30 protein-coding genes are annotated in these 25,093 nt (G+C 71.1%); 7 read left to right on the top strand and 23 right to left on the bottom strand.

Going from position 1 to position 25,093, the window contains the following annotated elements:
* Nucleotides 1–119: 119 nt before the first annotated feature.
* The 5 genes from FHX75_RS06805 (at nucleotide 120) to FHX75_RS06785 (ending at nucleotide 3,224) form a co-directional block, all read left to right on the top strand.
* Nucleotides 120–1,154, top strand: coding sequence for a hypothetical protein (locus tag FHX75_RS06805; RefSeq protein WP_154937174.1), 1,035 nt, complete (start codon nucleotides 120–122; stop codon nucleotides 1,152–1,154).
* 277 nt (nucleotides 1,155–1,431) lie between these two features.
* Nucleotides 1,432–1,824, top strand: a complete 393-nt coding sequence (locus FHX75_RS06800; protein WP_246157746.1) for a hypothetical protein — start codon at nucleotides 1,432–1,434, stop codon at nucleotides 1,822–1,824.
* Nucleotides 1,821–2,183, top strand: a complete 363-nt coding sequence (locus FHX75_RS06795) for a WXG100 family type VII secretion target (RefSeq protein WP_154937172.1) — start codon at nucleotides 1,821–1,823, stop codon at nucleotides 2,181–2,183. Before FHX75_RS06800 ends, FHX75_RS06795 begins: the two co-directional genes overlap by 4 nt.
* Nucleotides 2,180–2,911, top strand: coding sequence for a WXG100 family type VII secretion target (locus FHX75_RS06790; protein ID WP_154937170.1), 732 nt, complete (start codon nucleotides 2,180–2,182; stop codon nucleotides 2,909–2,911). Before FHX75_RS06795 ends, FHX75_RS06790 begins: the two co-directional genes overlap by 4 nt.
* Nucleotides 2,898–3,224, top strand: a complete 327-nt coding sequence (locus FHX75_RS06785; RefSeq protein WP_154937168.1) for a hypothetical protein — start codon at nucleotides 2,898–2,900, stop codon at nucleotides 3,222–3,224. Before FHX75_RS06790 ends, FHX75_RS06785 begins: the two co-directional genes overlap by 14 nt.
* A 684-nt stretch (nucleotides 3,225–3,908) precedes the next feature.
* Here FHX75_RS06785 and FHX75_RS06780 read toward each other — a convergent pair.
* The 4 genes from FHX75_RS06780 to FHX75_RS06765 form a co-directional block, all read right to left on the bottom strand.
* On the bottom strand, nucleotides 3,909–4,448 hold the full coding sequence (locus FHX75_RS06780) for a DinB family protein (RefSeq protein ID WP_246157743.1): 540 nt from the start codon (nucleotides 4,446–4,448) through the stop codon (nucleotides 3,909–3,911).
* A 409-nt stretch (nucleotides 4,449–4,857) separates the two neighbouring features.
* Nucleotides 4,858–5,532, bottom strand: coding sequence for a hypothetical protein (locus FHX75_RS06775; protein WP_154937166.1), 675 nt, complete (start codon nucleotides 5,530–5,532; stop codon nucleotides 4,858–4,860).
* Between the two features lie 147 nt (nucleotides 5,533–5,679).
* The gene (locus FHX75_RS06770; RefSeq protein ID WP_154937164.1) at nucleotides 5,680–6,078 is read right to left on the bottom strand and encodes a hypothetical protein; all 399 of its coding nucleotides are present in this window, start codon (nucleotides 6,076–6,078) and stop codon (nucleotides 5,680–5,682) included.
* A 68-nt stretch (nucleotides 6,079–6,146) separates the two neighbouring features.
* Nucleotides 6,147–7,475 carry an IS110 family RNA-guided transposase gene (locus FHX75_RS06765; protein WP_246157741.1) on the bottom strand — a complete coding sequence of 443 codons (1,329 nt, stop codon included), beginning with the start codon at nucleotides 7,473–7,475 and terminating at the stop codon, nucleotides 6,147–6,149.
* Nucleotides 7,476–7,593: 118 nt separating this feature from the next.
* Here FHX75_RS06765 and FHX75_RS06760 point away from each other — a divergent pair, with 118 nt between their 5' ends.
* Both FHX75_RS06760 and FHX75_RS06755 read left to right on the top strand, forming a co-directional pair.
* Nucleotides 7,594–7,734, top strand: coding sequence for a hypothetical protein (locus FHX75_RS06760; protein WP_211364352.1), 141 nt, complete (start codon nucleotides 7,594–7,596; stop codon nucleotides 7,732–7,734).
* 62 nt (nucleotides 7,735–7,796) lie between these two features.
* On the top strand, nucleotides 7,797–8,342 hold the full coding sequence (locus tag FHX75_RS06755; RefSeq protein WP_211364351.1) for a GNAT family N-acetyltransferase: 546 nt from the start codon (nucleotides 7,797–7,799) through the stop codon (nucleotides 8,340–8,342).
* Nucleotides 8,343–8,554: 212 nt separating this feature from the next.
* Here the strand turns inward: FHX75_RS06755 and FHX75_RS06750 are convergent, their stop codons facing one another.
* The 19 genes from FHX75_RS06750 to FHX75_RS06660 all read right to left on the bottom strand — a co-directional run bounded on the left by FHX75_RS06750 (nucleotide 8,555) and on the right by FHX75_RS06660 (nucleotide 24,739).
* Nucleotides 8,555–8,935, bottom strand: coding sequence for a hypothetical protein (locus FHX75_RS06750; protein WP_154937160.1), 381 nt, complete (start codon nucleotides 8,933–8,935; stop codon nucleotides 8,555–8,557).
* Nucleotides 8,936–9,018: 83 nt separating this feature from the next.
* Nucleotides 9,019–9,504, bottom strand: a complete 486-nt coding sequence (locus tag FHX75_RS06745; RefSeq protein ID WP_154937159.1) for a hypothetical protein — start codon at nucleotides 9,502–9,504, stop codon at nucleotides 9,019–9,021.
* 82 nt (nucleotides 9,505–9,586) lie between these two features.
* Complete coding sequence (locus tag FHX75_RS06740; protein WP_154937156.1) at nucleotides 9,587–9,925, bottom strand: hypothetical protein; 339 nt, start codon at nucleotides 9,923–9,925, stop codon at nucleotides 9,587–9,589.
* Between the two features lie 139 nt (nucleotides 9,926–10,064).
* Nucleotides 10,065–10,595, bottom strand: a complete 531-nt coding sequence (locus FHX75_RS06735; RefSeq protein ID WP_154937154.1) for a hypothetical protein — start codon at nucleotides 10,593–10,595, stop codon at nucleotides 10,065–10,067.
* 72 nt (nucleotides 10,596–10,667) lie between these two features.
* Nucleotides 10,668–11,081: a hypothetical protein gene (locus tag FHX75_RS06730; RefSeq protein WP_154937152.1), complete on the bottom strand. Its 414-nt coding sequence runs from the start codon at nucleotides 11,079–11,081 to the stop codon at nucleotides 10,668–10,670.
* 56 nt (nucleotides 11,082–11,137) lie between these two features.
* Nucleotides 11,138–12,112 carry a DUF4192 domain-containing protein gene (locus tag FHX75_RS06725; protein ID WP_170285300.1) on the bottom strand — a complete coding sequence of 325 codons (975 nt, stop codon included), beginning with the start codon at nucleotides 12,110–12,112 and terminating at the stop codon, nucleotides 11,138–11,140.
* A gap of 204 nt (nucleotides 12,113–12,316) precedes the next feature.
* Nucleotides 12,317–13,915 carry a vWA domain-containing protein gene (locus FHX75_RS06720; RefSeq protein ID WP_154937150.1) on the bottom strand — a complete coding sequence of 533 codons (1,599 nt, stop codon included), beginning with the start codon at nucleotides 13,913–13,915 and terminating at the stop codon, nucleotides 12,317–12,319.
* A gap of 20 nt (nucleotides 13,916–13,935) precedes the next feature.
* Nucleotides 13,936–15,060: an AAA family ATPase gene (locus FHX75_RS31935; RefSeq protein WP_154937149.1), complete on the bottom strand. Its 1,125-nt coding sequence runs from the start codon at nucleotides 15,058–15,060 to the stop codon at nucleotides 13,936–13,938.
* Between the two features lie 261 nt (nucleotides 15,061–15,321).
* The gene (locus tag FHX75_RS06710) at nucleotides 15,322–15,624 is read right to left on the bottom strand and encodes a hypothetical protein (RefSeq protein ID WP_154937148.1); all 303 of its coding nucleotides are present in this window, start codon (nucleotides 15,622–15,624) and stop codon (nucleotides 15,322–15,324) included.
* A 44-nt stretch (nucleotides 15,625–15,668) separates the two neighbouring features.
* Entirely contained in the window at nucleotides 15,669–16,622 is a 954-nt protein-coding gene (locus tag FHX75_RS06705; RefSeq protein WP_154937147.1) for a DUF4314 domain-containing protein, read from the bottom strand.
* Entirely contained in the window at nucleotides 16,619–17,440 is an 822-nt protein-coding gene (locus FHX75_RS06700) for a hypothetical protein (protein ID WP_154937146.1), read from the bottom strand. Before FHX75_RS06700 ends, FHX75_RS06705 begins: the two co-directional genes overlap by 4 nt.
* Nucleotides 17,441–17,532: 92 nt before the next feature.
* Entirely contained in the window at nucleotides 17,533–18,636 is a 1,104-nt protein-coding gene (locus tag FHX75_RS06695) for a C40 family peptidase (RefSeq protein ID WP_246157739.1), read from the bottom strand.
* The gene (locus FHX75_RS06690) at nucleotides 18,633–19,172 is read right to left on the bottom strand and encodes a hypothetical protein (RefSeq protein ID WP_246157737.1); all 540 of its coding nucleotides are present in this window, start codon (nucleotides 19,170–19,172) and stop codon (nucleotides 18,633–18,635) included. The genes FHX75_RS06695 and FHX75_RS06690 overlap by 4 nt, the downstream gene beginning before the upstream one ends.
* 276 nt (nucleotides 19,173–19,448) lie before the next feature.
* Nucleotides 19,449–19,712 carry a hypothetical protein gene (locus FHX75_RS06685; protein ID WP_154937145.1) on the bottom strand — a complete coding sequence of 88 codons (264 nt, stop codon included), beginning with the start codon at nucleotides 19,710–19,712 and terminating at the stop codon, nucleotides 19,449–19,451.
* A complete protein-coding gene (locus FHX75_RS06680; RefSeq protein WP_154937144.1) occupies nucleotides 19,709–20,293 on the bottom strand; it encodes a hypothetical protein in 585 nt (194 codons plus the stop codon). Before FHX75_RS06680 ends, FHX75_RS06685 begins: the two co-directional genes overlap by 4 nt.
* Nucleotides 20,294–20,535: 242 nt before the next feature.
* Nucleotides 20,536–21,174: a GGDEF domain-containing protein gene (locus tag FHX75_RS06675; RefSeq protein WP_154937143.1), complete on the bottom strand. Its 639-nt coding sequence runs from the start codon at nucleotides 21,172–21,174 to the stop codon at nucleotides 20,536–20,538.
* 92 nt (nucleotides 21,175–21,266) lie between these two features.
* On the bottom strand, nucleotides 21,267–22,028 hold the full coding sequence (locus tag FHX75_RS06670; RefSeq protein WP_154937142.1) for a MarR family winged helix-turn-helix transcriptional regulator: 762 nt from the start codon (nucleotides 22,026–22,028) through the stop codon (nucleotides 21,267–21,269).
* Nucleotides 22,029–22,596: 568 nt separating this feature from the next.
* Nucleotides 22,597–23,415, bottom strand: coding sequence for a hypothetical protein (locus tag FHX75_RS06665; RefSeq protein WP_246157736.1), 819 nt, complete (start codon nucleotides 23,413–23,415; stop codon nucleotides 22,597–22,599).
* 484 nt (nucleotides 23,416–23,899) lie between these two features.
* Complete coding sequence (locus FHX75_RS06660) at nucleotides 23,900–24,739, bottom strand: replication-relaxation family protein (RefSeq protein WP_246157733.1); 840 nt, start codon at nucleotides 24,737–24,739, stop codon at nucleotides 23,900–23,902.
* Between the last annotated feature and the right edge of the window lie 354 nt (nucleotides 24,740–25,093).

Here is a 25,093-nt window from a genome sequence, read left to right as displayed (position 1 = left end):
GACAGGGGCCCCACCAGCCGGTAGGCCCCTCGTCATCTTGTCCACCACGTGTCAACTACGACATGAGTCGCTAGCCTTCCGGTCCTTCCCCGCATCGGGGGCGGTCTTACTTTTGGTATATGACGGTGCGTCGGCGGGCGCCACCGATGTGGCTGACCGCCGTGTTGATGTTTGCAGTTGCCGGTTGCGGGACCGGCACGTCACCCAAACCCGAGCAGGTTGAGGAGCGCCTCAGCGAGATCGCCGCCGGGGCCGAACGGCCGGTCTACTACCTCGGCCCGCGGTTCCGTGACTGGCCGCTGACCGAGGTGGGCGCGGACGACACCGGCCGGGTCGATGCGATCTACGGGACATGTCGCGCGGTCGTTGACGGGTGTTCGCCCCCGGTCGACGTCATCAATCAGCCGCTCGACTTCTCAGCGTGGAGTATGGCCGTCGGTTGCAGCCGCTTGCCGCCGGTCCGTGGCGTCCCAGCCGCGCATTTCGGCGGTGCGCTCGTCCTGCTCACCGGTGACTCGCTGGTCACTGTCGCCGTCACCGGTGATGACAACGCGACCGCCGTCGCCGCGGCGGAGCAGCTGCGCGAGGTTGGGGCGGAGCTTTCCCGTGCGGCGCTTCCGCCGCCGGACACCGTGGCCCTGCAGGTCATCGAAGCTGCCTGCGGGAAGAACCCGGGCGACACCGGTCGCATGGAACCCGACGAGGGCCCGGAACCGGTCGGGGAAATGCAGGTGCCGGACTTCACCGTGGGCCGGCTCGGCGGCGGTGACCTCCGTTGGACGGCGTACCTCGGCAAGCCCGTGGTGGTCGTGGTCGGTGACGTGCCGCACGTGCTCACCGGGATTCAGCGCGTCCTTGCGCTGACCACCAGTCCCCGGCCGGCCGTCATTGGCCTGGTGTGGAAGCCGTTCGGGTCCAAAGATGCCCCGGCACCAATCGCGGAAATCGAGCAGGAGGCCGGCCAGGTTACGGTTCCAGTTGGTTATGCCGCGATCCCCCGGCCGGCAGTCTGGTTCTTCGACATGGCAGAGGTCGACGCGGCGCAGTCAGGCGTGATCGCGTTCGTCAACGCCGACGGCGCCGTCATCCGCCATGTCCGAACCGACGCGCCCGACGACGCCATATCCGCCGCTCTAGACAGGCTCGCACGCTGACCGGCATGCCTGCCCATCCGCGAGGGTTGCAAGCCAGCCTTGCTGGAGGCCCTGCGACACACGGCTTAGGAAGGGTGTAGCGCCTGCCGGGCCACCCCTCGCCCTACCAGGACAAACCCCCGACGGCTCCCCGACGACGCGCTTGATCATTCCGTGAGTGTTCCGGATCTTGTCCGTTGGCGCGCTGCTGTCCCCAACAGCGATGGTGGCAACCTCGGCGTAACGGCGGTCTACATGTCGACAGCTAATCGTCTGCGTGAGAGCGGGGTCGCGCTCGGTGGTCGCGCTGTGGCATGGTGCGGGCGTGAGTGAGACGGGGCAGACGGATCGGGTGACGGCGGTGCCGGAGAAGCTGGATCAGTGGCATGACTTCCGCAAGAGCGTCGCTCTGGTGTCGATGGTGCTGTTCTTTTTCTGCGTGGTCGGCCTAGGCTTCCTCGTCTACCAGCTGGCGATCGCCGGCGACGACGGGACTTTCAGCACTTGGTCGTTCTTCCGCTTCGCGTCGGTAGCAATTCCCCTCGGCGTCGCTGCCGTGGCGGGTCTCGGTGTCTACCGCGCGTCCAGCAGCGCCGAGTCGAAACGGCGCGGTCGAGTCATGGCCCTCGCGTTGCTCGCCGCCGCGATCCTGCTCGTCGTGACGGGGATCATCGGGGACCGTCTGTCGTGAGCTTTTCCGTCGAACCTGGTGCGCTGGAACGCGCTGCTTCCCGCCTGAACGACGCGAGCCTCGACGCGCAGACCGCCCGCGCTTACATCCTCAAGCACACCGACATGCCCTGGCACGGTCAAGGACTGCTCAACGAAGCATGGCCCGCACATCAAAGGCTCGTCGACGAGATGAACCAGCGGCTCACGCACCTGATGGAGCTGCTCGGCAAGTCACGCGACGCGCTCCAAGGCACCGCCGACTACTACCGGCGCACCGACACCGGCAGTGCCGCCCGACTGGACGCCACCTACCCAACCGCCGACCGCAGCGGCTACGAACTGCCCGGCGGGCGCCCTCTCGGCGGGAACATGCCATGAGAGAGCCGACAGACTTTCTCGTCGAGCCTGCGCAACCAGACGCCTCACTGACCAAGGGCTTCGCCAATCCCATCGGCATCCTCGATGCCTTCTCCATCTCCCACTGGGTCAACCAGATCATCAAGGACGTCGCCGGCTACGACGTGATCGGCACCATCAGCAACGCCTTCGTGGGCGACTGGGAGAGCTTCTATAAGGCAGGCGACGCCTACGGCAACCTCGGTCAGAGCCTGCAAGCCCTCGGCCAGAACGTCAGCCTGGTCTCCTCCCAGCTGGACCAACAGTGGGACGGGCAGGCCGCCGACGCCGCGTTCGTCTACTTCCGGCAGCTTGGGACGGCAGCGGTTCAGCAGAACGTCGTGCTGGCCCAGGTTGAGGAGAAGTACCACGAAGCCGCGCGGGCCATCTGGCTCCTGGCCGACATGATCGGCGGCCTCATCAAGATGATGATCGATAAGGCCATCATCATCGGCGTTAGCGCCGCCGCCGGCACCGCGCTCATCGAGACCGGCGTCGGTGCCGTCGCTGGCTACGGCATCGCCACCTGGCAAGCCATCGAACTGGTCAAGAAGGTCAACGACGCCGCGTTGAAGATCCAAGCCAGCGGCACCCTCAACCTCGGCTTCTTCAGCTTCATCAAGACCCTCGCCGAGCAGGGCGGCGACCTGTCCAAGGTCTCCCTGCCGGACCAGCCCTACACAAGCCCGGTGCTCCATGACGCAACCTGAATCGCATCCAGAGCGGCAGTTCCTCGACCTCACCGAAGGAAACCAGGGCCTCGCCAAGCTCCTCCACGCCAGCCTCACCCGGCTCCGCGACGGTGTCGCCGGCGACGACCTCCAAGAGATGGCCCGCGACGTCCTCGCCGGCCACACCGACCTCCGGCAGGTCGCCGCCACCGACGCCTACGGCGGCATGCTCCTCGACCGCTACCACCGCTTCCGCGAATGGGAACAGAACGTCGACCCGGAGGAACGCCAACACATGGCCGACCAGGCGGCCGACCTCACCGCGGACCTGAACCCGCGCGACCAGCAATAGGGACCGCGCCAGGGACCCGACCACCGTCGACCGCGTTGAGTTGAAGCGGAACTGAGAGCCGCGATCCAGCTACCAGCGACGACACCGTCCGGTACCTGCTCACCCGGCGTCTCGGGCTCTCATGGTTGTTCGGTGGTTGACGACGTTTCACGGTGTCTTGTGCCCCCTGTGTGCCCCACAGGACGCTCCGCGCTACCACTTCCGACGCCATTTGAGGCGACCTTGGTGCGCCACAGCCGGGACATCCCCCTCGCTGGACATACAGCACCTCGTCCTCAACCCACCAGACGTCGCCGCCACGAAGGAAGACTGGATCCTCCAACGTCAGGGCAAGAAGACAGCCGCCGGAACTGCCGGGCAGCCCTTCCAGGTCATCCACCAACTCCATTCGACCTGCGGTGACGGGCTCGGTCCTCACGCCACCATTTTGCCGGTGTCGGTGCGGCCCCGACGACTCCTTGACCCCCAGGCAACCAACACGGCCCTCCGAACTGCCCTGAAGCATCGGCTGAACTGCTGAGACGATCCGACTTCGCCCCGACGCGTCCACGGGTGTCCGTCGTGATCGTCACCCAGTTTGTTACCCACTGGCTCCGGGCCGCCCCGGTTCTGCTTCACCGCCGTTCCTCACCGTGAGGTTGCATCCTGACGGCGGTCCTTATGCTGACCCACCGCCCCGGTGGGTCACAGGCCGGTTCGCCCGTCGATGCACTCGCGCAGGAGGTCGGCGTGGCCAGCGTGCCGCGCATACTCCTCGATCACGTGGACAAGCACGTCGCGCGTGGCGTGGCTGCCACCGTCGGCCGGCACCTCGCGGCCCAGGTCGGCCTCCTCGAGGGCGTCGAGCCATTCGTCCGCCTTGGCGATCTCGGCCTTCCAGGTTGCAAAGGCGTCCTTCACCACCGCTGGGTCGGGGACCGCGCCCCCGAAGTCCCAATCTGGGTCGTCCTCGTGCTTGTAAAGGCACGGTGCGTCGGTCCGCCCTTGCAGCACACGCTGGAACCAGTGGTTCTCCATCTGAGCCAAATGGCGGACCAGGCCGAGCAAGCTCAGGGTGCTGGGCGGCACCGAGCGTCGACCGAGCTGCTCGGCGTCCAGTCCGCCGCACTTCATCTCTATGGTCAGACGGTAGTTGCCGAGGTACTCCCGGTAGGTCGCCTTTTCGCCGACGGGCTGACCGAAGGTCCTGGGGTCGCCCTCGGGGGCGGTCCACAGTTTGCTCACGGCGCCACCCAATCGCGGGCGGACCGCACCAGTCAAGTGAGTTGCGGTGCCCCAACTTCGACGGCCGCCAGAAGGAATTCGATCGCCGCTCGCTCATCGGCTAGAAGCGAATGTTGCCGCATCCGCGTCTTCGGCCAGAGGTTCACAGTCGGTAGCCAGCGGATAGGGGACCGCGTAACCCATCAAGCGGAGCCAACGTTTAACGCATCAACCGGAGTACGACAGCTGTCGTACTCCGCTTGATGGGTTACGTCCTGGCTTCACTTGATGCGTGACACGATGCCCTGGCTCGTTGGCTACCCGCTGTGAACGCGGGGCGGCCGGAGAGGGCTGGCCTATCCGCTTCTGCCGAGGAGAGTGCACCCGGTCAGCCGGGAAACCCGGGCCGAGGAGGTACTGAGGCACGGCGTTACTGCAGTGCCCGCGTCAGCTTGAGCAGATCTTCCGGAGGCAGCCCGCCCGGCCGGCGAACCGCATGTCTACCGTCGCAAAGCAGTACTTCACCGTGCATAGTCCACCGCGTTTCATCCTTGAGCAGTTGCTGAGCGGCCTCCACAGCGATCTCGTAGGAGCACGTGGCGTTGCCGACGGCCAACAGTGCTTCGGCAACTTGTCCCACCACGTCCGTCGGCATATCCGCGTCCCCCAGCGCGCGCAGAAGCAGAAGCAGACGCTGAGCAGTTGAGCCGAGACGCCCTCGCCCGATCAGCCTCTCTGCCTCCGGCCAGGACAACCCAGGTCCGTAGAAGCCGCCTTCGACACTTGCCACGCTGATACACCGATCGCCACCAGGCAAAACGACGAAGTCGTAGCCCTCCGTGCCGTGACCATGCCAGGCGACCATCGCGAAGTCTGAAGCCTGGGTTCCGAGCCTGAGCACTGGCCACTTACCGGACTGTTCGATCTCTTCATGCAGATTGTCGATCTGGTCAGTCAGCCAGACCTCTTCACCACTGCCGAACAGAGCATCGAGGAGGTCCTCCTCAGCCAAGCCGTACATCAGGCTCGCCCAGAAGGTTCGCCGCTCAAGCAACCAAGTCCCATCGGCCAGGATCTCCGGCGGCACGCCGTCGTAGCGACGCAAAAAGTCAACAGCCTCAGTGTGATGTAACACAGGCTCATAATCGCAGCGGAGAGCCAACACCGAACATCCGCTTCTGCCGCCGATCGTGCGCGCTCTGCGCTGCGGTCGCCGTCAGTAGCAGTCGCGGCTTGCGGCGACGTGCGCACCTTACGATTGCTCCGGCGGCAGCACGTGCGGAGCCGGACGCTCTCCCGCAGCAAGGTTGTCGCGCCAGTAGCGGTAGACCAGGCCGGGTACCACCTCAACCGACCCTGCTGCGAGGAGACAGGTGAGAACACCCCCAGCTGGTGCATCGACGTCGAAGGCAACGATCACTGGTGGTTCTTCACCGACATGCCGATGTACGAATGCGCGCTCGTCGAGGGTGGGTTCCCGGAACCGAGGATCCCGGAACTGGGTCGGACAGGCCAGGTATGCGACGTCTGTGAAGACCACCTCGAGACCATGGTGGTAGGTCAGGTCGTGTCCCGCGGCCAACCGAAGCTGGGAGCCATCGAAGTGCAGCACGTCCCAATCCCACCAAGAACCCTCAGGCAGTTCGATCACACGGCCGATCCTCCCATCGGTGACCAGTCAATGACCGAGCCGGCGTCCGGATCTGGCACCCCTCTGTGTCAAGAGGCCGCGGCGAGGGTTGTTCTAGGCTGGGGTGTGGCGGGTCCGGGAAGTGACTTTTCCGAAGTGTCGATCTCGGGGTTCAGGTCGGCCGCGCTGGATTGCAGAGTCGCCCCCGCGTGTCCTCCCGGACCCGTCCTGACCAGCTTCGCGTCGGCGACCATCTGCCGGTAGACGATGTCGGACAGGCGCCGCTTCAGTGCCCGTAGGGCCTCCATCGGGGTCTTGCCCGCGGCCAGTCTGCGCCGGTAGTAGCGGCGGCCTTCGGTGTCACGGCGGAGTTGGACGATGGCCATGATGTGCAGCGCCCGGTTGATGCGCCGGTTGCCGGCTCTGGAGAGCCGGTGCCGGTTCTGGTCGCCGGACGAGGCGTCGATCGGTGCGGTGCCGTTCCACGAGGCGAAGTGGGCGCGGCTGGTGAACCGGGCGATGTCTGCGATGTCGCCGAGCAGGCGGGCGGCGCCGGACGGTCCGATGCCGGTCAGGTCCATTAGCTGGCTGCCGGTGCTGTTGACCAGGTCGGTGAGCTCCTGTTTCGCGATTTTGATCTTCTTGTCGATGACGACGAGTTCGCCGATCAGCTCGGAGGCCAGCCGGCGACGGGTTTTGCCGACCACGTCGCGCGGGCGCACGGTGCCCAGCAGGGCGCGGGCCTGCTGGGCGGACAGGTCCTTCTTCGCGCCGCCGGGCACCAGTTCGAGTAGCAGGTGGTGCAGCCGGGAGACCACGTCGGTGCGGGCGCGGCCGAGCTGGTCACGGCGGTCGACGAGCAGCCGTAACGCGACTGTGGTGTCGTCGGTGACGACCTGCCGTAGACCTTCGGTGCGCAGGGCGACCACAGCGACGCTGCGGGCGTCGACCGGGTCGGTCTTGCGGCCCTGGCCGGTGGCGAACACCCGGGCCCGGGCGGACAGCTTCGCGGGAACGTCCACGACGGTCTCGCCGTCAGCGACCAGGCGTTGAGCGACGTGCCGGCCGATGCCGTTGCACCCCTCGACCGCCCAAAGGCGGTCCTTGTGCTTGCGACCGGCGGCGAGCATGGCCTGGTAGCCGTCGCGGTCGGTGCCGAACCGGCCCTGCCCGAGCGCCTTCTCCCGGGCGTTGATGATTTCGATGGTGGCGGAACGCTTATGCGGGTCCACGCCGATGATGACCTGGGCCATCGTGTCCTCCCTCGATCCGACGGTGTTCGTCGACGGGAGGGCAGCGCTACCTTGAGCCGGACAGTCCCCTCTTGAGCCTCTCTCCGCCGCGGTGACCGGCGGGACGCACGCCAGATGAGAGCCACACCAACCTGCGGTGGGCAGCCGCGATGAGAGCGACCCCACCGGTCACCTCGACCAAGCCTGGCCTGGCTGCGGTCGTACCACCAGCTAACAGGTAGCCGCGATCCGCGCGGCACGCAGCGTGACGGCTGGAGCTGCCGCTCGCCATCCGGAACTGCCGATGAGCGGACGCTGGCTCGTCACCGCCTACCACTTCGAACTGCTGGCCAGGGTCCTGCCAGACGCGCACCTGCACGTCTCGGCAACCGCTGCCGACGTCCCCACCTGGTCCGACCGGATCGGCACCTTCCTGGCCGGCTGACCGGCAGCTTCCCGGCCGGATAGTCCATCGCCCCGTGGGCGCCGGAATGCTACGAAGGGGACGTGCCTGACCTGACAAGCTCCCTTGATGCCACGTCCCTGGAGACTCCGCGCCTGCTGTTGCGCCGCTGGCAGAGCGATGATCTGGACGGGTTCGCCGCGGTCAACGCGCAGCCCGAGGTGATGCGCTATATCCATGATGGCCGCACCCTGGACCGGGCCGCGACCGCGGAGCGCCTGGCCAACTATCAGCGGCACTGGGACGAGCACGGCTTCGGCTTGTACGCGGTGGAGATCAAGGAGACCGGCGAGCTGGCCGGTTTCACCGGACTGGCGGTGCCGACCTTCCTGCCCGAGATCATGCCGGCCGTGGAGATCGGCTGGCGGCTTGGCCGCGCGTACTGGGGCCGGGGCCTAGCCACCGAGGCGGCCCAGGCCGTCGTCGCCCACACTCGTGCCGAGCTCGACCTGCGGCGGCTGGTCAGCATCCACATCGTCGGCAACGAGGCGTCCGCGCGGGTGATGGTCAAGCTGGGCATGTCGCTGGAGCGCGAAACGGTGCAGCCGGACACGGGCCGCCAGGTCCGGGTTTACGCGATGGACCTGTAGAACAGCATCGAGGCATTGAGCCCGGCGGACGCCACGGAATTCCAGCGTCGGGCGCTGGCCGAATCGGCCCGCGTGCACAACGGTGGCGGCATAGTCGCCGACCGCAGCGCCACCGTCCACCTCGCCATCGCCCCACCCAACTTTCCGAAAGGCAGGCCGTAGGGCAGAGGGGCCCGGCAGTTAGCAATGGCCGAGCCGACCCGCGAAGCGCTTCAACGTGATGGCGCGGCGGCGTCGGGTGTGGCCGGCTGCGGGTCGGCCTGCGGCGGGTCGACCTCGATGAAGCCGAAGAGCCGTTCGATGAGTTGCAGTGCCTGGGTGCGGTAGCGGTCGGCGAAGCCGCGGCAGATCGCGGGCTGGGCGTCGGGGTGCCTGTAGTGGGGCAGTGTCGAGTGGCAGACGATGAACGACTCGCGGGCTCGGGCTTCGGCGACGAGGTCGCGAAGCCGGCCTGGCGCGAGGTGCATTTTGTTGCCGGGGGCGAACACGCAGGTATCGCACTGCCGCCACAGCAGCCGTGACTTACCGAGGTCGGGGTCGCCGACGCTGAGGCCTTCGCTGGCGGTGTCGTCGGGCTCGGAGCGGTGTTTCATGGTCTCTCCTGCTGCACGTGTGCAAGGGGCGCCGCCATTCGGCGACGCCCCTTGCCATGTCGGGGTGGGTAAGGGTGGGCGGGCTACGTCCGGCGATGGTGGGGGTCAGCGAGCGAAGGACCAGGTGCGCGGTTACGCGCTGCCCAGCGGGTACCCCCGATCCGGTCAGGTCTGCGTGGCGGGCGGGTGGACGGCGATGAGGAGCCGGTCGACTGGCGGCCAGCCGTCGGCAGGAACAGCACCCCGGCGTCGCTGGGCGCTATGTCGTTGCCGACGACGTCGCCGGTGAGGTCGAGGGCTTGCGCGGCGGCGGCGATGATCGCGGTCATGGCCGGGGCGAGGACGTAGGGCTCGCCGTGCTGCCACGGCTCGTGCGCGACGCGGGTGAACGCGCCCAGTACGTCGCTGTGCCGGGCGGGGTAGTCGGGGTCGTGGGCGAGGCGGGGTTCGAGAAACGCCCGTAGGTACTGCTGGGCGAATCGGCTGCGGGAGTATTCGGTCATGCGAAGGCGCAGGTCCACTGCCGCGCGGGCGTAGCCGGCGAGGGTCGACTCGGTACGGAAACTCACGGTTCCTCCGAGGGGGTCGGGGGCAGCGGCGGCTGGCGCGTCGCCGCTGCCACGGGGGCAGATGTCGGTGTGCGGGGCGCGCTCAGGCGGCACGCGGATACGGCATCGACAGCGGTGACGGTGTGACCGGGCGGGTGGGCCGGAACCAGCCGGCGAAGCGTGCCGCTGCGCCGCCGGCGGCGGGGGCGGTGACCCGTGCGCGGCCGTGGGCGAGTAGCCGGGGGCGGTTGGCGGCCTGGCAGGCGCGGTGGGCGTCGCGGGCTGGTGGGCAGGGGTACGGCTGGCCGGTGCAGCGCAGATTGGCGCAGCGGTCGGGCTGCTCGGGGTGGGGTTGGTGGGCTGCGGCGACATCGGTGGCGAGCAGCCACAGCAGGACGTCGGTGACGGTGCGGGATACGGCGTGTCGGTGCGGCTGCGTCATCGTGTGGTGCCTTCCGGCAGCGGTGTCGGCTCGGGTGGCCGCCACCCCGGCCAGCGGTGTGGGGATGCCGCTGTCGGGTTCGCCGGGGTGGCGACCGCGAGCAGTGACGCTCGACTTTCCGTATGGATCAAGTCGCCCGTCACTGGCCGGGGTAGGGGCGTTCGGCCGCGCCGGGGTCGAGGTCGCCGGGGTTGGCGTCGTCGCGTTCGCGTCCGTCCCACTCGATGTGCACGTCGAGTTCGGCGTTGGTGAGTGCGGTTTCGACGGCGGCTTCGGCGGTGTCGAAGGCGTCCTCGCGGCTGGTCGCGGTGACCTCGATGAGGATGGGCAGGGCGAGGCGGACCTGCCAGCGGCGCGGCAGAAGCGGCAGGTCCACGGCGTGCAGGACCCGGTTGGCGGCGTCGACGTCGATGTCATGCTCGGCGACCGCGTCGCGCAGCGCGCTCCAGACGTGGGCGCCGAGCTGCGCCGACGGGTCGGTGAGTTCGACCGCTGGCGGCTGCGGCTGCGGGACGGGCTGGTGCTCGTGCAGGTAGGCCTGGACCTGGGTGGCGGTGTGGGTGAGCCATCCCAGCGGCGCGGGTTGGGTGGGATGGAAGGCGTCCCAGGCTTGGCGCAGGACGGATTCGAGGGTCGGCGGTGGGGCGCTGGTCGTCGTCGGTTCGGTCATCGGGTTACCTCATGTCTCGGGTAGGGGCCGGCCCCGCTGCCGTCCTCGGGCGGGGCCGGCGCGGCGGTCTGGTCAGGGCGTGGTGGCGGCGTCGGGCTGGCCGGTGGCGGCGCTGGTGACGTCGCAGGTCGTGACCAGGGCGCTGTCAGTGCTGATGAGGGCCTGGCAGGTGCGCCGGAGGGCCGCGGTGGCCTTGTCTCGTTGGGCGAGGGCGGTGGTGAGGGCGCTGGCGACCCGGTCGAGGCGCTCGCGCAGGGACAGGACGGTGTCGGCGTCTGCGCTGGCGTGGACGTCGCAGAGCAGGTTCGCGGCGTCGGTCAGGGCGGTGATTTGTGCCTGGGTGGCGGCGATGGTGGCGGCCTGCGACAGCAGCGCGCACACCTCGTCGGGCTGCTGCGCGCATGCCTGGGCGAGCTCGTCCAGGGCGAGGGCGTAGCCCTGGTGTTGCAGGAGTCGGTGCAGGACGTCGAGGTGAGGTTCAGACATCGATGTTCTCCAGCAAGAGGGGGTGTGGGTCAGGGCGTGTGCGGGCCGGGGTGGGGTCACCGGTCGAGCACGGACGGGGGCAGTCCGGCGCGGAGGGCTTGGTCGATGAGCTGCGCGAGGGTGTAGGTGGGGTCGGCGGTCAGGGCCCGGTCGAGGGCGACGGAGGCGAGGGCGCCTTCGCCGCGGCGCCAGGCGGCGAAGGCGAGCAGGGTGGCGGGTGGGGCGGCGAGGGGCGGGTGGACGCGGCGGGTGATGTCGGCCCAGAGGGCGGTGTGCCAGGGCAGCGAGTCGGTGGCCAGCCAGGCGGCGTCGCGGACGGCGGTGATGGGTAGCAGGACGGTGAGCCAGGCCAGCTCGTCGTCGGTGAGGACCTGCTCGTCGGCGTAGCGGGCGAACGCGGCCCGGACCGCCTCTTCGCCCGCGCGGATGAGCCCGTCGGGGCCTTGGCTGGTGGTGAGGGCGCGGCGGCGGACGCGGGCGCGTGCGGTGGCGCGGGTGAGCGTGGCGCGGTTGCGCCCGGTGGCGGGGGCGATGCTGGCCACGAGGGCGGCCCGGTCGGGCAGGGCGTGGCAGCCGGCGACGATCGCGTGCATGGTCACGTTGTTGCGGTCCGGGTCGAAGCGCACGCCGTCGGCGGGGCAGCAGGCGGGTTCGGAGCAGTGGTAAGAGAAGTAGCGGCCGTCGGTGACGCGCAGGGCGTCGAGCACGTCGAGGCCGGCGGCGGTCAGCCGCCCGGTGACGGTGTCCATGACCGGGGTGACGGCGGCGGCGGCGGGCCCGTAGCCGACGGTGATGGCGCGGGTGGCTGCCGCGTTGCGCAGCAGACGGAGCTGCGACGGCTCGATCGCCTCGGCCCACTCGGTGACGTCGCCGGGTGCGGGCAGGTCGGTGCGGCTGGCGACGACGACCCGGGGGCCGGCGAGGCCGACGAGCACGAGGCTGTCGGTCGGGTGGAAGCCGAGCAGGTACGGCACGGCGGTGAGCAGGTCGGCCGGTGAGGCGAGCGATAGGCGGTTGTTCGAGTGGCTCACGGTTGTCTCCCAGAGGTCGATGTGAGTTCCGGGCACGGCACATCGGCCGTGCCCGGGCGCGCCGAGGTGCGCAGGGGGCCGGGCAAACGGCCAGTGGCGATTCAGGGATGCGCCCCGACGTGTGCCGCTCAGCGCGGTGCAGGCCCACCTGCGTGACGGCGGGGTCAGGGCGAGCGGGCCGAGGCGGCCGGGGCCGCCGGGCTGTCAGGCGTGTTCGAGGGCGGTGACGGCGGCGCTGGCGATGTGGTCGATGGCCTGCACCGGGTCGGTGACCACGATCGTGGTGGTGTCGGTGAAGGTGTGCCCGTCCAGGTCCGCGGGGCGCAGCCACAGCACCGGGCATCCGGCGCGGTGCAGGGTGCTGACGAGTCGTTGTGCGGCCGGAATGTCGTCGAGGTCGCCGTCGGAGACGACCGCGAGCATCCGCAGCCTGCCGGGTTGACGCAGCTGCAGCAGCTCGTCGGCGAGTTTCACGGCGTCGCCGAAGGTGCTGCTGCCGCCGGAGGTGTCCATGTCCTGCACGTGGGTGGGGCGGTTGCGGGGGCCGATGAGCAGGGTGACGTCGCTGCCGAAGGCGACGGTGGCGGTGACGGCGTCGCTGCTGCGGGCGGCGTGGGCGAGGATCCATCCCGCCGACGACATGGGTGCGGCGTAGGGGTGCATGGAGAAGGACACGTCGACGATGACGCCCAGGTGCAGGGTCGGCTTCGGCGGTGGCAGCGTGGCGCGCCGCTGCCACGGTGTGGCGGTGGGTATGGCGCCGGCGGCGATCTGCGCCTGGGCGGTGATCGCGTGGCGGGTGCGTAGCCGGCCGGGTGGGATGAGGCTGGGCCGGGTGTCGGGTTCGGGCTGATGCGTGCGGGCGCGGCGCAGCCGGGTGGCGAGGTGGCGGGCGGCGCCACGTTCGGCGTCGGTGGGGTCGCGTCGGGTCCACGTCGCCGGGGCGGAGAATTTCGTGCTGATCTGCTGGGCCCGGTATGCGGCGGGGGTGAGCCCGACAGTGTGGGCGAGGTAGTCGGTCAGGGCTTGGGCGAGCTGGCCGGCGAACATCCCCGGATCCGGGCGTGGCACCTCTGGCTGCAGGTGGGGGTGGATGCCGAGGATGCGGCACCACCGCCACGCCAGGTCGATCATGGTGTCGGCGTCGGAGTCCTCGACGGTGTGCGCTTGCCGCCACAGGTCGCGCAGCTGCAGCAGACGTTTGCGGCCGAGGACCGCGGTGACGGCGGCGCGGACCCCTTTGATGTCCTTGGCGGTGATGATCCGGGCGTCGACTCGGGCGAGGAGCAGCCCGGCCAGGTGTCCGGCGTGCCACGCGTCGTCGACGGGGGCGTCGTCGGCGCTGATCAGCGCGGTGACGGTGTGGCGTAGCCACCTGCGGTCGCCGCGTCGGCGGCTGCGCTGCCGGTATTCGATGCGGGACTCCTCGAGGACCTCGGCGACGGCGGCGACGACCGGTGGCGTGCCGGGCGGAGTACGCCAGCGGCTGTGGGCGGCGTGCGCGGCTTCGTGGACGAGGAGCCCGTAGGCGGTGGGCACCAGGCGTTTGTGGCTGGCGCGTCGGGGGTTGGCGACGTCAGGGGTGCCGATGTGGGTGGCGTCGACCTCGATGCGGCCGGCGTCCGGGTAGAAGCAGGCGGGGGCGCCGCCGCCGGCGCCGGGAGCGACGGTGACGGTCAGGCCGGTGCGGCCGGTCAGGACCGGGATGTGTCGGGTCCACGCGCTGCTCCATTCCTGCCACTCCGGGTCGCCGATCGCAGGGGCGGCGGTGCCGGGCTGCAGGTGTGTACGGGGATGAGGCATCACGTTCTCCCTTCCAGGGGTTAGCGCTGCTTGCCGAGGGTCAGCGCGGTGATCTCGCTGCCGAAGTGCTGTCGCAGGGCGGCCAGGACGTGCTCGCGGTCGTCTTCGGGGGCGCGGCCGGCGAGGTTGGCCACCGCCGCGGGCAGACCGAGGGTTTTGCGGACGCGGGCGAAGCCGAGCAGCTCGCGCAGCTGCGGCGCCCAGGACACCCGCCCGGCGGCGAGGTCGGTGTTGAGGGCGATGGCGGCTTGCACGGCGGGTGCGGGGACGCCGAGGTGGCGGGCGAGGTCCCAGTCGGTGGTGACCTCGATGTGCACGTCGAACCGGGACGCGAGCGCCTCGGTCAAGATGGCCCCGTGCACGCCGGGGTTGTGCCCGGCGATGACGTAGAACCCGTCGACGGCGTCAACGCGTTCGTTGCGGTAGCCGGGGATCGTGATGACCCGGCGGCCGTCCATGGCCGGGTAGAGCACGGCGAGGACCTTCGGGGCGATGAGGGTGGCGTCGTCGACCAGCAGCGCTCGGCCTTCGCGCATCGCGGTGACGAGGGGGCCGTAGACGAATTCGAAGCCGCCGTCCGGGAGGGGGATGAAGTTGCCGAGGAAGTCCTCCACGACGGTGTCCCCGGTCCCGGCGACGGTGAGCAGATCAGGAAATGCGGCTTCGACGAGTGCGGTCTTGCCGGTGCCCGGCGGGCCGTAGAGCAGCACCGGGATACGCTTCTCACGTAGCCAGCGCAGCACGTCCACATCGGTGGCTCCCGCGAGTTTGCGGGGAAAGTACAGGTCGCCGTTGGGGCGGGGGACCGGCTGCCGCCGTCCTGCCCCGCGTCCACTGCGGGGTGTACGCGGGGCAGGCGGTGGCATCGCCCCGGCGGCGTCGATTCCCGCCTTCGTGATCTGGAAGCGGTGCGGGCCGGTGGAGTGGCTGGCGTAGCCGGCGGCGGCCATCTTCTTCAACGCTTCGAACACCGCGCCGGTGGAGCGGGCGGCGATCGCGGTGGTGACCTGGCCGACCTTGAGCCACTGGTCGGGTTGGCTGGCGAGGTAGGCGGCGACCTGCCGGTAGAGGTAGCCGGGGCGGCGGTCGCCCTCAGGGCCGCCCGGGGTGGGATCGATGGTGGTGGGCGGGGTTGCAGGGTCCATGCGGGCCTCCTGTCGTAGGGGTCGCGCCCGCGCACCCGTCTCCGGGTGCGCGGGCGGTGTGGCGGTATCCGCGCGGCGGAGACGGACGGTTGGCGGGTCGAGCCCTGTGGCAGGGACGGCCGGCAACTTCCGTGAGGTGGTCAGGACACAGCTCGAGGGCTGTGGGTCAGCGGTGTCGCCGCCACTGGGCGGGTGGGCGACGACAAGGAACGCACCCGCCCGCGCAGCGATCAAGTCGACCCGGAACGGGCGCACAAGGCGTTAGTTGCGGCGGAGGGTGACCTCGCTGCGGGGGCGGCGGGAGATCTGCACCGTCAGGCCGAACACGCTGCCGTCGGACAACTCGAGCCACACACCCCGGTCGAGGGTCATCACGCCGGCGTCGCGGTAGACGCGGGCCGAGGTGATGGTCACCGGCTGCCCGTCGTCGTGGGTGAGCTGGGGCAGGTCGGCGTCGTCGCAGAGCTGATCCAGGTCGGCGCTGGTGAGCAGGTGCCGCACCAGGGCCTGCAGGATCTCCTCGTGGGCGTACCCGCCGAACTCGTCATCGCGGTCATCAAGCACGATCGTGGTCCTTCCGGTCAGGTAAGTCAGAGCGGAGGGGTCGGTTAGTCCTCAGGCGTCGGCTGGCCGACTGGGTCGGGAAGGTCACCGGCGATGCGGTCGCAGTCGTAGGGGTGCACGGCAATCCAGGTCCAGGCGCGGCCCATGACCGTGTACCTGCCCTGCCCGTCCGGGACGATGCGGTGCACCGCCGTCGGGTCGCCGTGGATGAGGGTCTCGTCGACGTCGATGACGTCGCCGTCGAAGCGCATCCGGGCCAGGGATTCGTCCACCAGCCGCTCCCGCCGCGCCTCGGTGACGCCCTCTTCAGCGAGGGTCTGCCGGTAGCGGTCGCGGGCGGCCTGCTGGTCGGCGACGATCGCTTCCGCCACCGCTCTGGTGCAGGTGAACACCGCCCACCCGTTCCAGGTGTCGACCAGGGTTCCGACGAACCCGATCGGGATGCGCATCTGCCCGTCGGCGTTCGGCGTCCACGCCCAGTCGCCGGCGAACACGCCCGGCCCGCCGAGGCGCACCCAGTCCGGGTGCAGGTGGCTCAGGTCGCGGTCGTCGCCGGTCGGGGACAGCACGATGTGGCACTGTCGGGCCACCTCGTCGGTGAGCGCCTGGTCGAATCCGTCGCACCACGCCCACCGTGTCTGGTCGCAGCGGGCGGCGGGCAGGTCCTCCCACGGCGGCGCGCCGGCCGCAGCGGCCTCGGCGTACCGGTCCCGATCCTCACCGAGGCAGTACCGGTCGGCGGCGGGAAGCCCGTCGAGCACCGCCGGGTCCCCGTCGTCGATCCCGGCGAGGATCCGCCGCGCGGGGCCGGCGGCGTTGCCGCCAGCCCGACCGCCGAGGATGTCCTGCGCCCACCACTGCGCCGCTGACCGTCCGGCCACAGCGCCGGCTACGCGCAGCGCGTCGAGCACCTGCTGCCACCCCGCGTCGCTGCTCTCGTCACCGGTGAGGGCACGGTTGCGGTCCCCGGCGTCGCGCTCGCCGGGCCGGTAGGTCATCGCCGCGTCACCTGGGCGGGCCGGAGCTGCCACGACCAGCCGGGCGCCGGCACGTCGAGAAGCAGCAGCCCGTCGGCGTCGCGGCGAAGCCGATAAGGCCGCTCGCCGCAGCTGTCGGGCACCACCAGGTCGAACTGCGGGCCCACCGGGCGCAGCCACGGCGCGGGCCGCCCGGCCTGCAGGGTTGTGGGGGCGGTGGCGGCGGTGATCGCGTGGGCGGTGGCGTCGGTGAACCGCAGGACCGTCGTCGTGCTCAGGTGCGGGGCCAGGCAGATCTCGGTGTCCAGGCCGGTGCGGGCGTCCGGCAGCCACAGGCGAACCGTGTGCCAGCGGTGGCCGTGCGTGCGGTAGCCGCCGCAGCCCAGCACCTGCCCGTCCGCGTCCGGGTCGAGCAGGTGCCCGCCCGAGTCCGGGTCGAGCAGGTGTCGGCTGTGGCGCAGCCAGCGACCGTGACAGGTCGCCTCGTACACGACGACGGTGTCGGTGGCGACGTCGATCAGGTACATCCATTCGAGGTAGCCGTCGATCGGGTCGTCGACCCGGCCGCGGCGGATCCCGTCCTGCAGGCCGGCGGTGACGCCGACGCCGGGCACCGGCCGCTGCCCGTTTCCGCGTGCGGGGTGGCGGGGGTAGTCGAGGGTGAGCCAGTCGTGGCGCAGCAGCGCCTCGCCCGTGGCGAGGGTGCGCCGGTCGAAGGTGTGCTGCCAGATGCGCCGCAGCTGGGGCAGCACCTGTGCGGGGTCACCGCCCCAGTGCAACCAGCGCACGGCGTAGGCGCCGCCGGAAGCGGTGACACCGATCAGGGTGGAGCAACTCACGATGGAACCTCCATCAACGGTGTGAGGACCCCGGGCCCGGCGGGTCCGGGGGCGACAGAAATCAAGTCGTCTGCCTGCCCGAGGGCGCGGGATCAGGCGACGATGCGGCGGACGGCGGCGAGCTGGCTGGCCCACGCCGAGAGGCGGCTGATCTTGACGACGTCGCCGCTGTGCGGGGCCTGCACGATCAGTCCGTCACCGAGGTACAGGCCGACGTGGCCGGGCCGGGCGGGGCTGCCGCGGCTGCCGGGGATGAACAGCAGGTCCCCCGGTCGCAGGTCCCGGTGGTCGGTGACCGGCTGGCCGGCGTGGACTTGTTCGCTGGTGGTGCGGGGCAGGGCGATGCCGGCGGCCCGGTAGGCCTGCTGCACCAGCGAGGAGCAGTCGCACTGGCGCGCCGGGATGCCGGAGTGCGCGGCGGTGCAGTCCCCGCCGAAGGTGTAGGGGGTGCCGCGCTGGGCGAGGGCCCAGCCGATCGCCGTCGTGACCGGCCGCGCGGTGCCCGGCGGGAGCGTGAACCCGTCCGGTAGGGGAACCTCCTCGCCGCCGAGCTGGCCGTCGCCGGCGTCGAACAGGCACAGCGGGTTGCTCATCGCCTGCTCCAGCTCGGCGGCGACCGGGCCTGCCGGCGTGCCGCCGGTGAGGACGCGGACCAGGGCGATCGCCTCGTGCTCCCACTTCGCGTACGCGCCGGGGTAGGCGGATCGCTGCACCGCCTGGGCGGCGTCGGTCAGCGCCATGGCCTGCCACCCGTCGACGGCCAGCAGCGCCTGGTAGAACCGGCCAGCGGCGTAGCGGGGGTCCCGGAGTTGGGTGGGGCTGCCCCACCCTTGGGAGGGGCGCTGCTGGAACAGGCCGACCGAGTCGCGGTCCCCGCCGGGCAGGTTGCGCAGCGTGGACTCCTGCATCGCGGTGGCCAGGGCGATGACCCACCCGCGCGGCGGGACCTGAAGGTCCGCGCCGACGGCGACGATCACCGCGGCGTGGGCCGTCTGCTCGCTGGTCCACCTGCCGGCAGCGGCAGCGGGTGGGGAGAGGGTGATGCCCGCCGGCAGAGGCTGTCCGTCGGCCGCAGCGCGGTAGCAGGCGGCCGAGGCGGTGCCGCCGCCGGTGAACAGCGCCCCGATCCCGGCCGCGCACAGCAGGAGCAGGGCCACCACAGCGGCGGCTACGGCGCCGAGCGCCCGGGCGGTCACCGAGCTGTCCCCGGCGCCGACACCAGCGCGCAGGATGCCGTCGCGCTCGTGCCCGAAGCGGGGCTGCGTGCCGGGTCCGGGCCGGCGGAGGGGCTGACGCAGTCGCGGAGCCGGTAGCGGGCCAGGTGGTGGCCGTCGTCGGTGTGCACGGCGACCGTGTCGGTCGCCGGGTCGAGGAGGTAGATCCACTGCGTGTCGAGGTGCCCGGCCCGGCACAGTGGGAACACGGTGACCGGCTCCGGCGCGTCCACGGCACAGTCCGGGTCGGCGCCGGTCAGGGGGATGCCGACGCCCGGCACGGACTGCCGTCCCATCCCGGAAACGGTGGTGGCGGTGGTGGTGGGGTCGAGGTACTCCCAGTCGCGGGCGAGTACGGCGCCGATCAGCGCCCGGGTGTCGCGGTGGGCGTGTTCGGCCCAGATGGCGGCGAGGGTGGGCACGACGACGCCGGGGTGGCCGTCGAGGAGCACGAACCGGGCGTGTACGAGGTGGGGGTTGGCGGGGTCGGTGGTGCCGACGAAGCAGGGGGTGTTCACGAGACAGGACTCCTTACCGGGATGGGGTTTTCGGGGACGTCGGATGCGAGCTGGTGGCGGCGCCGGAGGGGGCCGTGACGGCCGGGGGCCGTGGCAGGCCGTGCGAGCGGCGGGTGCGGGATCGTGCCGTGGCCGCGGTGCAGGCACGGCTGTGGCAGCGCCGCGTCGTGGCAGGCGCTGCGGGCGTGCGGCGGTAGGCGCGGGGGCGCGTTCGGGGGCCCGTTCCTGGGCCCGTTGAGGGCGGGGCCTGCTGGCGGTGGCGACCGCCGTGGGTTGTTACGGCTGGTCGTGCTTTGTGGTGGGCGGCCAGGGGGCGGGCTTGGCGCGCCAGCCGAAGATCGGGTCGGTGGTTTCGACCGATCCGCAGCGGGTGCAGCGGACGTAGGTGTCCTCGCCGTAGCCGGCCATGGACGGCACCTCGTCGCCGACGACCTCGTCGACCGCCCCGCACACCCGGCAGCGGATCGACGCGCCGTCGGGCCCGCACACGCCGAAGATCGGCTCGTCGTCGGCGTCCGGCGGCGCCTGCGGGCCGGTCATGCCGTGTCCGGGCGGGCGCCGCCCTGCAGGTGCCCGGCGGTGGCGGCCAGCAGCGCGGTCAGCCCGCAGTAGGTGGCGGGGACGTCCTGCGTGTCTGGTCGGTCATCGACGAGCAGCACGGGGTGGTCCTCGCCGCGCGGGCGGGTGAGCTGGTAGACGCGGCCGTCGACGTCGACGGCGTCGATGCGGCGGGCCTGCCGTGGCTGACCGTCGGTGGTGAGGATGTCGTCGTAGCAGGTGGCCCAGGCCAGCAGACGCGCGTCGGGTGTGGTCGCCCGGATCAGCCGGAGGATGGTGTTGAGGGTGGTCCGGTAGGGCGTGGGTGTGTGTGGGTGGTGAAGGCCGGCGGCGAGGCGGTGCAGCAGCGCGGGCAGGCCGGTCGGTTCGGTGAGCAGGTCGTCGCGGCGCAGCGGGAACTCCAGGCTGCGCATCTCGCGCATGGGTGCCGGTCCGGCGGTGTGCAGGGGCCGGTCGTGGATGAGCAGCAGCGTCGCGGGCTGGCCCCAGCCCAGCGCGTCGGCGTCGGCGTCGACGGCCAGGAGGCAACCGGCGAGGGTGCGCACAGCGGGGATGGACAACACGGGGATCTCCCTTGTCAGGGGCAGGAAGGGGAAGGACCCCGCAGCCGGCGGCTGCGGGGTCCATCTGGGTCGGCTGGATCAGCGGTGGTCGCGCCGGTGGAGGCGCGGCGCAGTGGTCGGCACTGGCGGCCGGGGCGAACATGCACGCCGGCTACCTGCTGGTCGCCGCAGTCCATTGGTGTCGGAGCAGGCGAAGGGTGCTGGTCTGTCCGAAGGAAACTGCGGCGGTCGGCGGGGGCCGGTCAGCGGTAGTGGCGGTCGCGGCTGCGCCGCTGCGGCGGTGTGCCGCGGGGGCAGTAGGCGCATACGCCACCGCCTGAGCCTTTGGCCTGGTACATGGCGGTGTCGGCTTCGGCGAGCAGCTGTCGGGGGTTGGCGTGCGGGTCGCGGGTGTGGGTGTAGCCGACCGAGGCGGCGACGGGGATGTCGCCGGTGCCCACGCGGATCGGGGCGCCGACGATGACCTGCCAGGCGGCGTGGGCCGCGTCGGCGGTGTCGTCGTCATCGCCGGACACGAGCAGGGCGAACTCGTCGCCGGAGAGCCGTGCCGCGACCAGCACCGGGGTGGGCAGGTTGGCCAGGAGCCGGCCGACCTGCTCCAGCAGGACGTTGCCGGTGTCGTGGCCGAGGGTGTCGTTGACGGCCTTGAACCGGTCGAGGTCGAGCAGCACCACCCCGACCGGGGTGCGGTCGGCGAGGGCGGCGCGTAGGCGGGTGAGGAACAGCCGCCGGTTGGGCAGGCCGGTGATCTCGTCGTGGCTGGCCTCGTACCGGGCCGTCTGGAGGGCTTGCTGCTGCCACCAGAGCAGGGCGCCGGTGAGGGACAGGCCGGCGAGGATCCCGCCGGCGGCGATAGCGGTCGTGTGCAGGATGGGAGACACTCGAAACGCTCCTTGTATGCGAAGGAGCACCGGGGGCGGGCGTGAGGCGACCAAACTTCGACGCCCGCCCTCGGGCTGCCTGACAGGTGGAGTCACTGACCGCCGATGGCGGGGGCGAGTTGGTACGTGGCCGGGCGCTCGACGGTCTGCACGGCCTGGCCGTCGGCGACGAGCTTCGTTGCGGCGTTGGCGACGGCTCCTGCGCTGGCCTTGGCCGCGCCGGTGCCGACGTTCGCGGCGTCGATGAGCCGGCACAGCTCACCGGTCTTGTAGGCCCGGTCGGGGTGCGCCTCGAGGATGTCCAGGATCGCTCCGCGTAGCGACCCGCCGATGCGGCGCGACCCGCCCGAAGATTCGTTGCGCGGTGGGCGGGCAGCTTCGGGATCGTCCGGCGGCGTCGAGGGGGCGGGGCCGGCTGGCGGGTCACCGGCGAGGGCGCCGTCAGGCTCCGGCGTGGCCTGCGCGTCCGGATCGGTCTGCGGTGGTGCAGGCGGGCTGGGGTTGGCCGGGGTGTCTGCCGCCTGGGCGGCAGGGAGTGCGTCGCCGTCCTGGCTCGGCTCCTGCGCGACCTCCTGGGTGGCGGCCGGGTCGGGTGCGTTCGCTGCGGGTTGCGGCGTGGCGGTTGCGGCGCGGCCGGCGTCGGTGAGTCGCCACAGCGTGCGGCCGTCGTCGGTGCGGAACCGCTCGGCCTGTCCCGATCCTTCCCAGGCGCGCAGCTTGGGCGTGGTGGTGGAGTAGCCGAGTCCGGCGTGCTCGGCGACCGTCGCGGCGGTGGCCTCGCCGAGTTCGGCCAGCGCCGCCAGCACCTTGAACGCACTGTGCGCGGGGATGTTCTCCGATGGCGTGTCGGTCATGGGCGCGTTTCCTTTCGTCGTGTGGTTCCTGCGGGTTGAGGTCCGCGCACTGATCCACGCTTCGGCCGCCGCGGTGATCAAGTGCTCGGACCGGATCTCGGGACGATGGCCCTCCCGCGCCGCCAGCGACCGGCATCGGCCTGTCGGCCCGGCACGGGGCGGGCGCGCCGGCTGGGGGTGGCTACGGGCGGGCGCCGGTGAGGCGGTGGGTGGGGCAGACGAGGGCGTGTTTTGCCAGTGGCAGGACGTCCTCCAGCCGGAGCCACAAGCGGGTCGACATCAGTCGACATTTCCTGCCAAAAAGTGGCGGAAGAGGAATAGAGGGGCCTGTTGCAGGCCGGACTGGCGGGGGCGCCCCACGCCCGGGGCGCCCGGCGCAGGTGGTGTCGACACACCAGCGGTGGGAGTGGCCGGCGCGATGTGGCCACAGCATTGGGGGTGCGAGGTGCTGTCGCGCTCAGGCCCGGTCATGGCGGGGAGCGCCGCACGACGGCGGGACAACGCCTGGTGTTCCCCAGGGATGTGGGGAAGCGGAGGGCGCCGTCCCGCCGGCGAGCCGATCGTGGCCTTAGAGGGCGACGGCGATGAGCCGCTGGTCGGGTGCGAGGGTGGCGAGGTGGCGCAGGGCCTGCTCGATGTAGGTGGTGCGGTCGGCGAGGGCGTCGCTGGCGGGGGTGAGTTCACGGCCGTCGGCGGTGAGCATGGCGTCGCCGACCACGGCGGTGGCGGCGCTGTAGTGCTGGTACGCGAGGGCGCCCGCCTGGTACATCTCCAGCTCCCCGATACCGGGTTGGCCGGGTCCAGGGTTGGCGGCGGCGTGCAGGCGCATGGCCTGCACGCGGGGCTGGGCGTGGAAGTCCGCGACCGCGCTGCCGTGGGGGTAGCGGTCGGGGTTGGCGAGGTGGCGGGCCTCGAAGGCGGGCCATCCGGTGGCGGGTCGGGTGCCGTGGACGGCCTGTTGCCAGATCTGATGGCGGATGCCGGCGCCGACCGCGGCGGCGTGGCGCATACCGACCAGGTCGAGCAGGTCGACCCGACCGCCGGCGCAGAGCGCGGGTGCGCCCTTGCGCAGGCCGATGAGATGGTGGCGCTGCCAGCGCCGCAGGCCGGGCGCGGCCCAGAAGCGGGCGGTGAGGGCGCCGGGAACGCCGAAGTGCGTGGCGAGCTGCCCGGTGGCGAGGGCCTCCTGGGGGACGTCGTCGGGCAGGCACACGATCATCGTCTGGATGGTCGGGGCCGGCGTGGCGATCGGCTGTGGGGCGGGCCGTCGGGCAGCGGCTGCCGGCACCGGCTTGACGAGGGATGGGCCGGGCCGAACGGGGGTCGGCGTGGCCGGCACGCGGCTGCCGTGACGGGTCAGCGGGGTGCCGTTGACGGTCTGGGCCATGGGGGTTCCTCCTTGAGTCGGGCGCGTCAGAGCGCGCACAAGTGACCGGCCCACCAGGTGCATGGGTCGGTTCAGGGCAGACAAGGCAGAAGTGGCGCGGATGGTGCGGGTGGTTGGTGCGACCTGGGGGCCGCCGCGCGGGGCGCGTGCCGACCGGCCGTAGCGGGTGGGCGCAGCGAACCGCATTGGCGCGGCGAGGGATCCCTACAGGTGGGACCGAACCGGGTGAAGCGATTTGTGGGGTGTGGTGTTGTCGACGACGGTAGCGGCCGGTTCTGTCAGCGCGCATGGTGCCCGTGTCCGCCGGAAAGTGGCGCTGACCTGGGCTGTCAGACCCAAGGGAACCGCGTAGGCGAGGTGGGGCTTGCGGGAGTGTCAGACTCGGTCGGCCTGTCAGCCGGCTCTATCGCCTGTCAGATGCGGGTCTGCGCTTGCGGGGACGAGGCAGTGACCTCCGCTGTCAGGCCGTGAGCCGGTAGAGGGATTACTGGTCGGGGTTGTCGGCGAAGCGGTGGGGATTCGTCGCGGGGTTGTCGGGCCCGTGGTCGCAGGGCAGCTCGTGCAGCCAGCGGCGCGGGCCGGGGTCGGTGCTCAGCGTCCACGCCGGGCCGGCCGGGTGCTCGTCCTGCACGCCCGTGGCCACGGGCATGACGGTGGGCACACCGGCGAGCGCGCGCAGCAGGTTGGTCTCCCGGCGGCGGCTGGGCACCCGCAGCAGGACCGGGTAACGAGGTCCGAACTCGGCGAGGCGTTCGTAGCCGCGCAGCTTGCGCAACACCGTGCTCAGGGGTTCGGTGCCGTTGTCATGTTCGAGGAAAAACCCCACGGTGCGGCCGCCGGCGCACCAGATGCCGTGAGCGTCGGGGCGGATGCCGGCGATGGCGTAGGCGGCGGTGGCGTGCTGCTCGGACCACCACCGCGCCAGCCGGGCATGCGGGTCGGTGCGCGCGTAGGCGATGAGGTCGATGAACAGCTGGTTGGTGCCGAGCAGGTGGCGCAGTTTGCGGCTGCCGACGATGCGTTCGGTGCGCTCGATGCTGCTGCGTGGCGGCCGGGCGTTGGCCCGGTCCGGGTCGGTGTAGGTGGTGGGGTGCACGAGCAGGCCGAGCGGGCCGAGGGCGTAGAGGTGCTGCGTGTCGCCGGTGGTGATGTCGACGAACCGGCTGACCGCGTCGATCGCGTGCAGGGTGGCCAGCCGTAGCAGCGCTGAGCGGCGGGAGGTGAACAGGGCCTGGGCGATCTGGTCGGTGGACAGCACGTAGTGCTCGGCGAGCCAGGCGAGGAGCTGGCGGTCGCGGCTGGTCAGCCGGCGAAGGTTGTCCAAGCGGGCGCGCCGGCTGCCGAAGCTGGAGGCACGCCGACGGTGGGCCAGCGGGCCAGGGTCGAGCGACGGACGGTCGGAGAAAGCACGGTCGGAGGAAGCACGGTCGGGGTGAGAAGGCTGGGAGGGCATGAGTAGATGTCCTTCAAGGTCGAGGCGGTGGGAGCCGGATGGATCGCAGGCTGAAAGAGGTACGCGGAGATTCCCTCAGGGGATGAGGAGAGGTCCCCTCTGTGGAGGGGTGTCTGGGAACGGCGTCGGGCTGACGGGTGACTGCCAGCGGCCGTGTGCAGCACGGACAGACCCACACCCCGAGACCTGTCAGCGGTGATGAACGACCAGTGGTGAAGGGCGGGC

This window comes from Micromonospora palomenae (genome assembly GCF_007829925.1).
Taxonomy (GTDB): Bacteria; Actinomycetota; Actinomycetes; order Mycobacteriales; family Micromonosporaceae; genus Micromonospora; species Micromonospora purpureochromogenes.
This window is presented reverse-complemented; position numbering and strand designations above follow the sequence as displayed.

Coding starts and splice junctions, on each gene's coding strand:
- FHX75_RS06805 (WP_154937174.1), top strand. CDS start 120: ATGACGGTGCGTCGGCGGGCGCCACCGATGTGGCTGACCGCCGTGTTG.
- FHX75_RS06790 (WP_154937170.1), top strand. CDS start 2,180: ATGAGAGAGCCGACAGACTTTCTCGTCGAGCCTGCGCAACCAGACGCC.
- FHX75_RS06785 (WP_154937168.1), top strand. CDS start 2,898: ATGACGCAACCTGAATCGCATCCAGAGCGGCAGTTCCTCGACCTCACC.
- FHX75_RS06760 (WP_211364352.1), top strand. CDS start 7,594: ATGAGCGGACGCTGGCTCGTCACCGCCTACCACTTCGAACTGCTGGCC.
- FHX75_RS06750 (WP_154937160.1), bottom strand. CDS start 8,935: ATGAAACACCGCTCCGAGCCCGACGACACCGCCAGCGAAGGCCTCAGC.
- FHX75_RS06740 (WP_154937156.1), bottom strand. CDS start 9,925: ATGACGCAGCCGCACCGACACGCCGTATCCCGCACCGTCACCGACGTC.
- FHX75_RS06735 (WP_154937154.1), bottom strand. CDS start 10,595: ATGACCGAACCGACGACGACCAGCGCCCCACCGCCGACCCTCGAATCC.
- FHX75_RS06730 (WP_154937152.1), bottom strand. CDS start 11,081: ATGTCTGAACCTCACCTCGACGTCCTGCACCGACTCCTGCAACACCAG.
- FHX75_RS06720 (WP_154937150.1), bottom strand. CDS start 13,915: ATGCCTCATCCCCGTACACACCTGCAGCCCGGCACCGCCGCCCCTGCG.
- FHX75_RS31935 (WP_154937149.1), bottom strand. CDS start 15,060: ATGGACCCTGCAACCCCGCCCACCACCATCGATCCCACCCCGGGCGGC.
- FHX75_RS06705 (WP_154937147.1), bottom strand. CDS start 16,622: ATGACCTACCGGCCCGGCGAGCGCGACGCCGGGGACCGCAACCGTGCC.
- FHX75_RS06685 (WP_154937145.1), bottom strand. CDS start 19,712: ATGACCGGCCCGCAGGCGCCGCCGGACGCCGACGACGAGCCGATCTTC.
- FHX75_RS06670 (WP_154937142.1), bottom strand. CDS start 22,028: ATGACCGACACGCCATCGGAGAACATCCCCGCGCACAGTGCGTTCAAG.
- FHX75_RS06665 (WP_246157736.1), bottom strand. CDS start 23,415: ATGGCCCAGACCGTCAACGGCACCCCGCTGACCCGTCACGGCAGCCGC.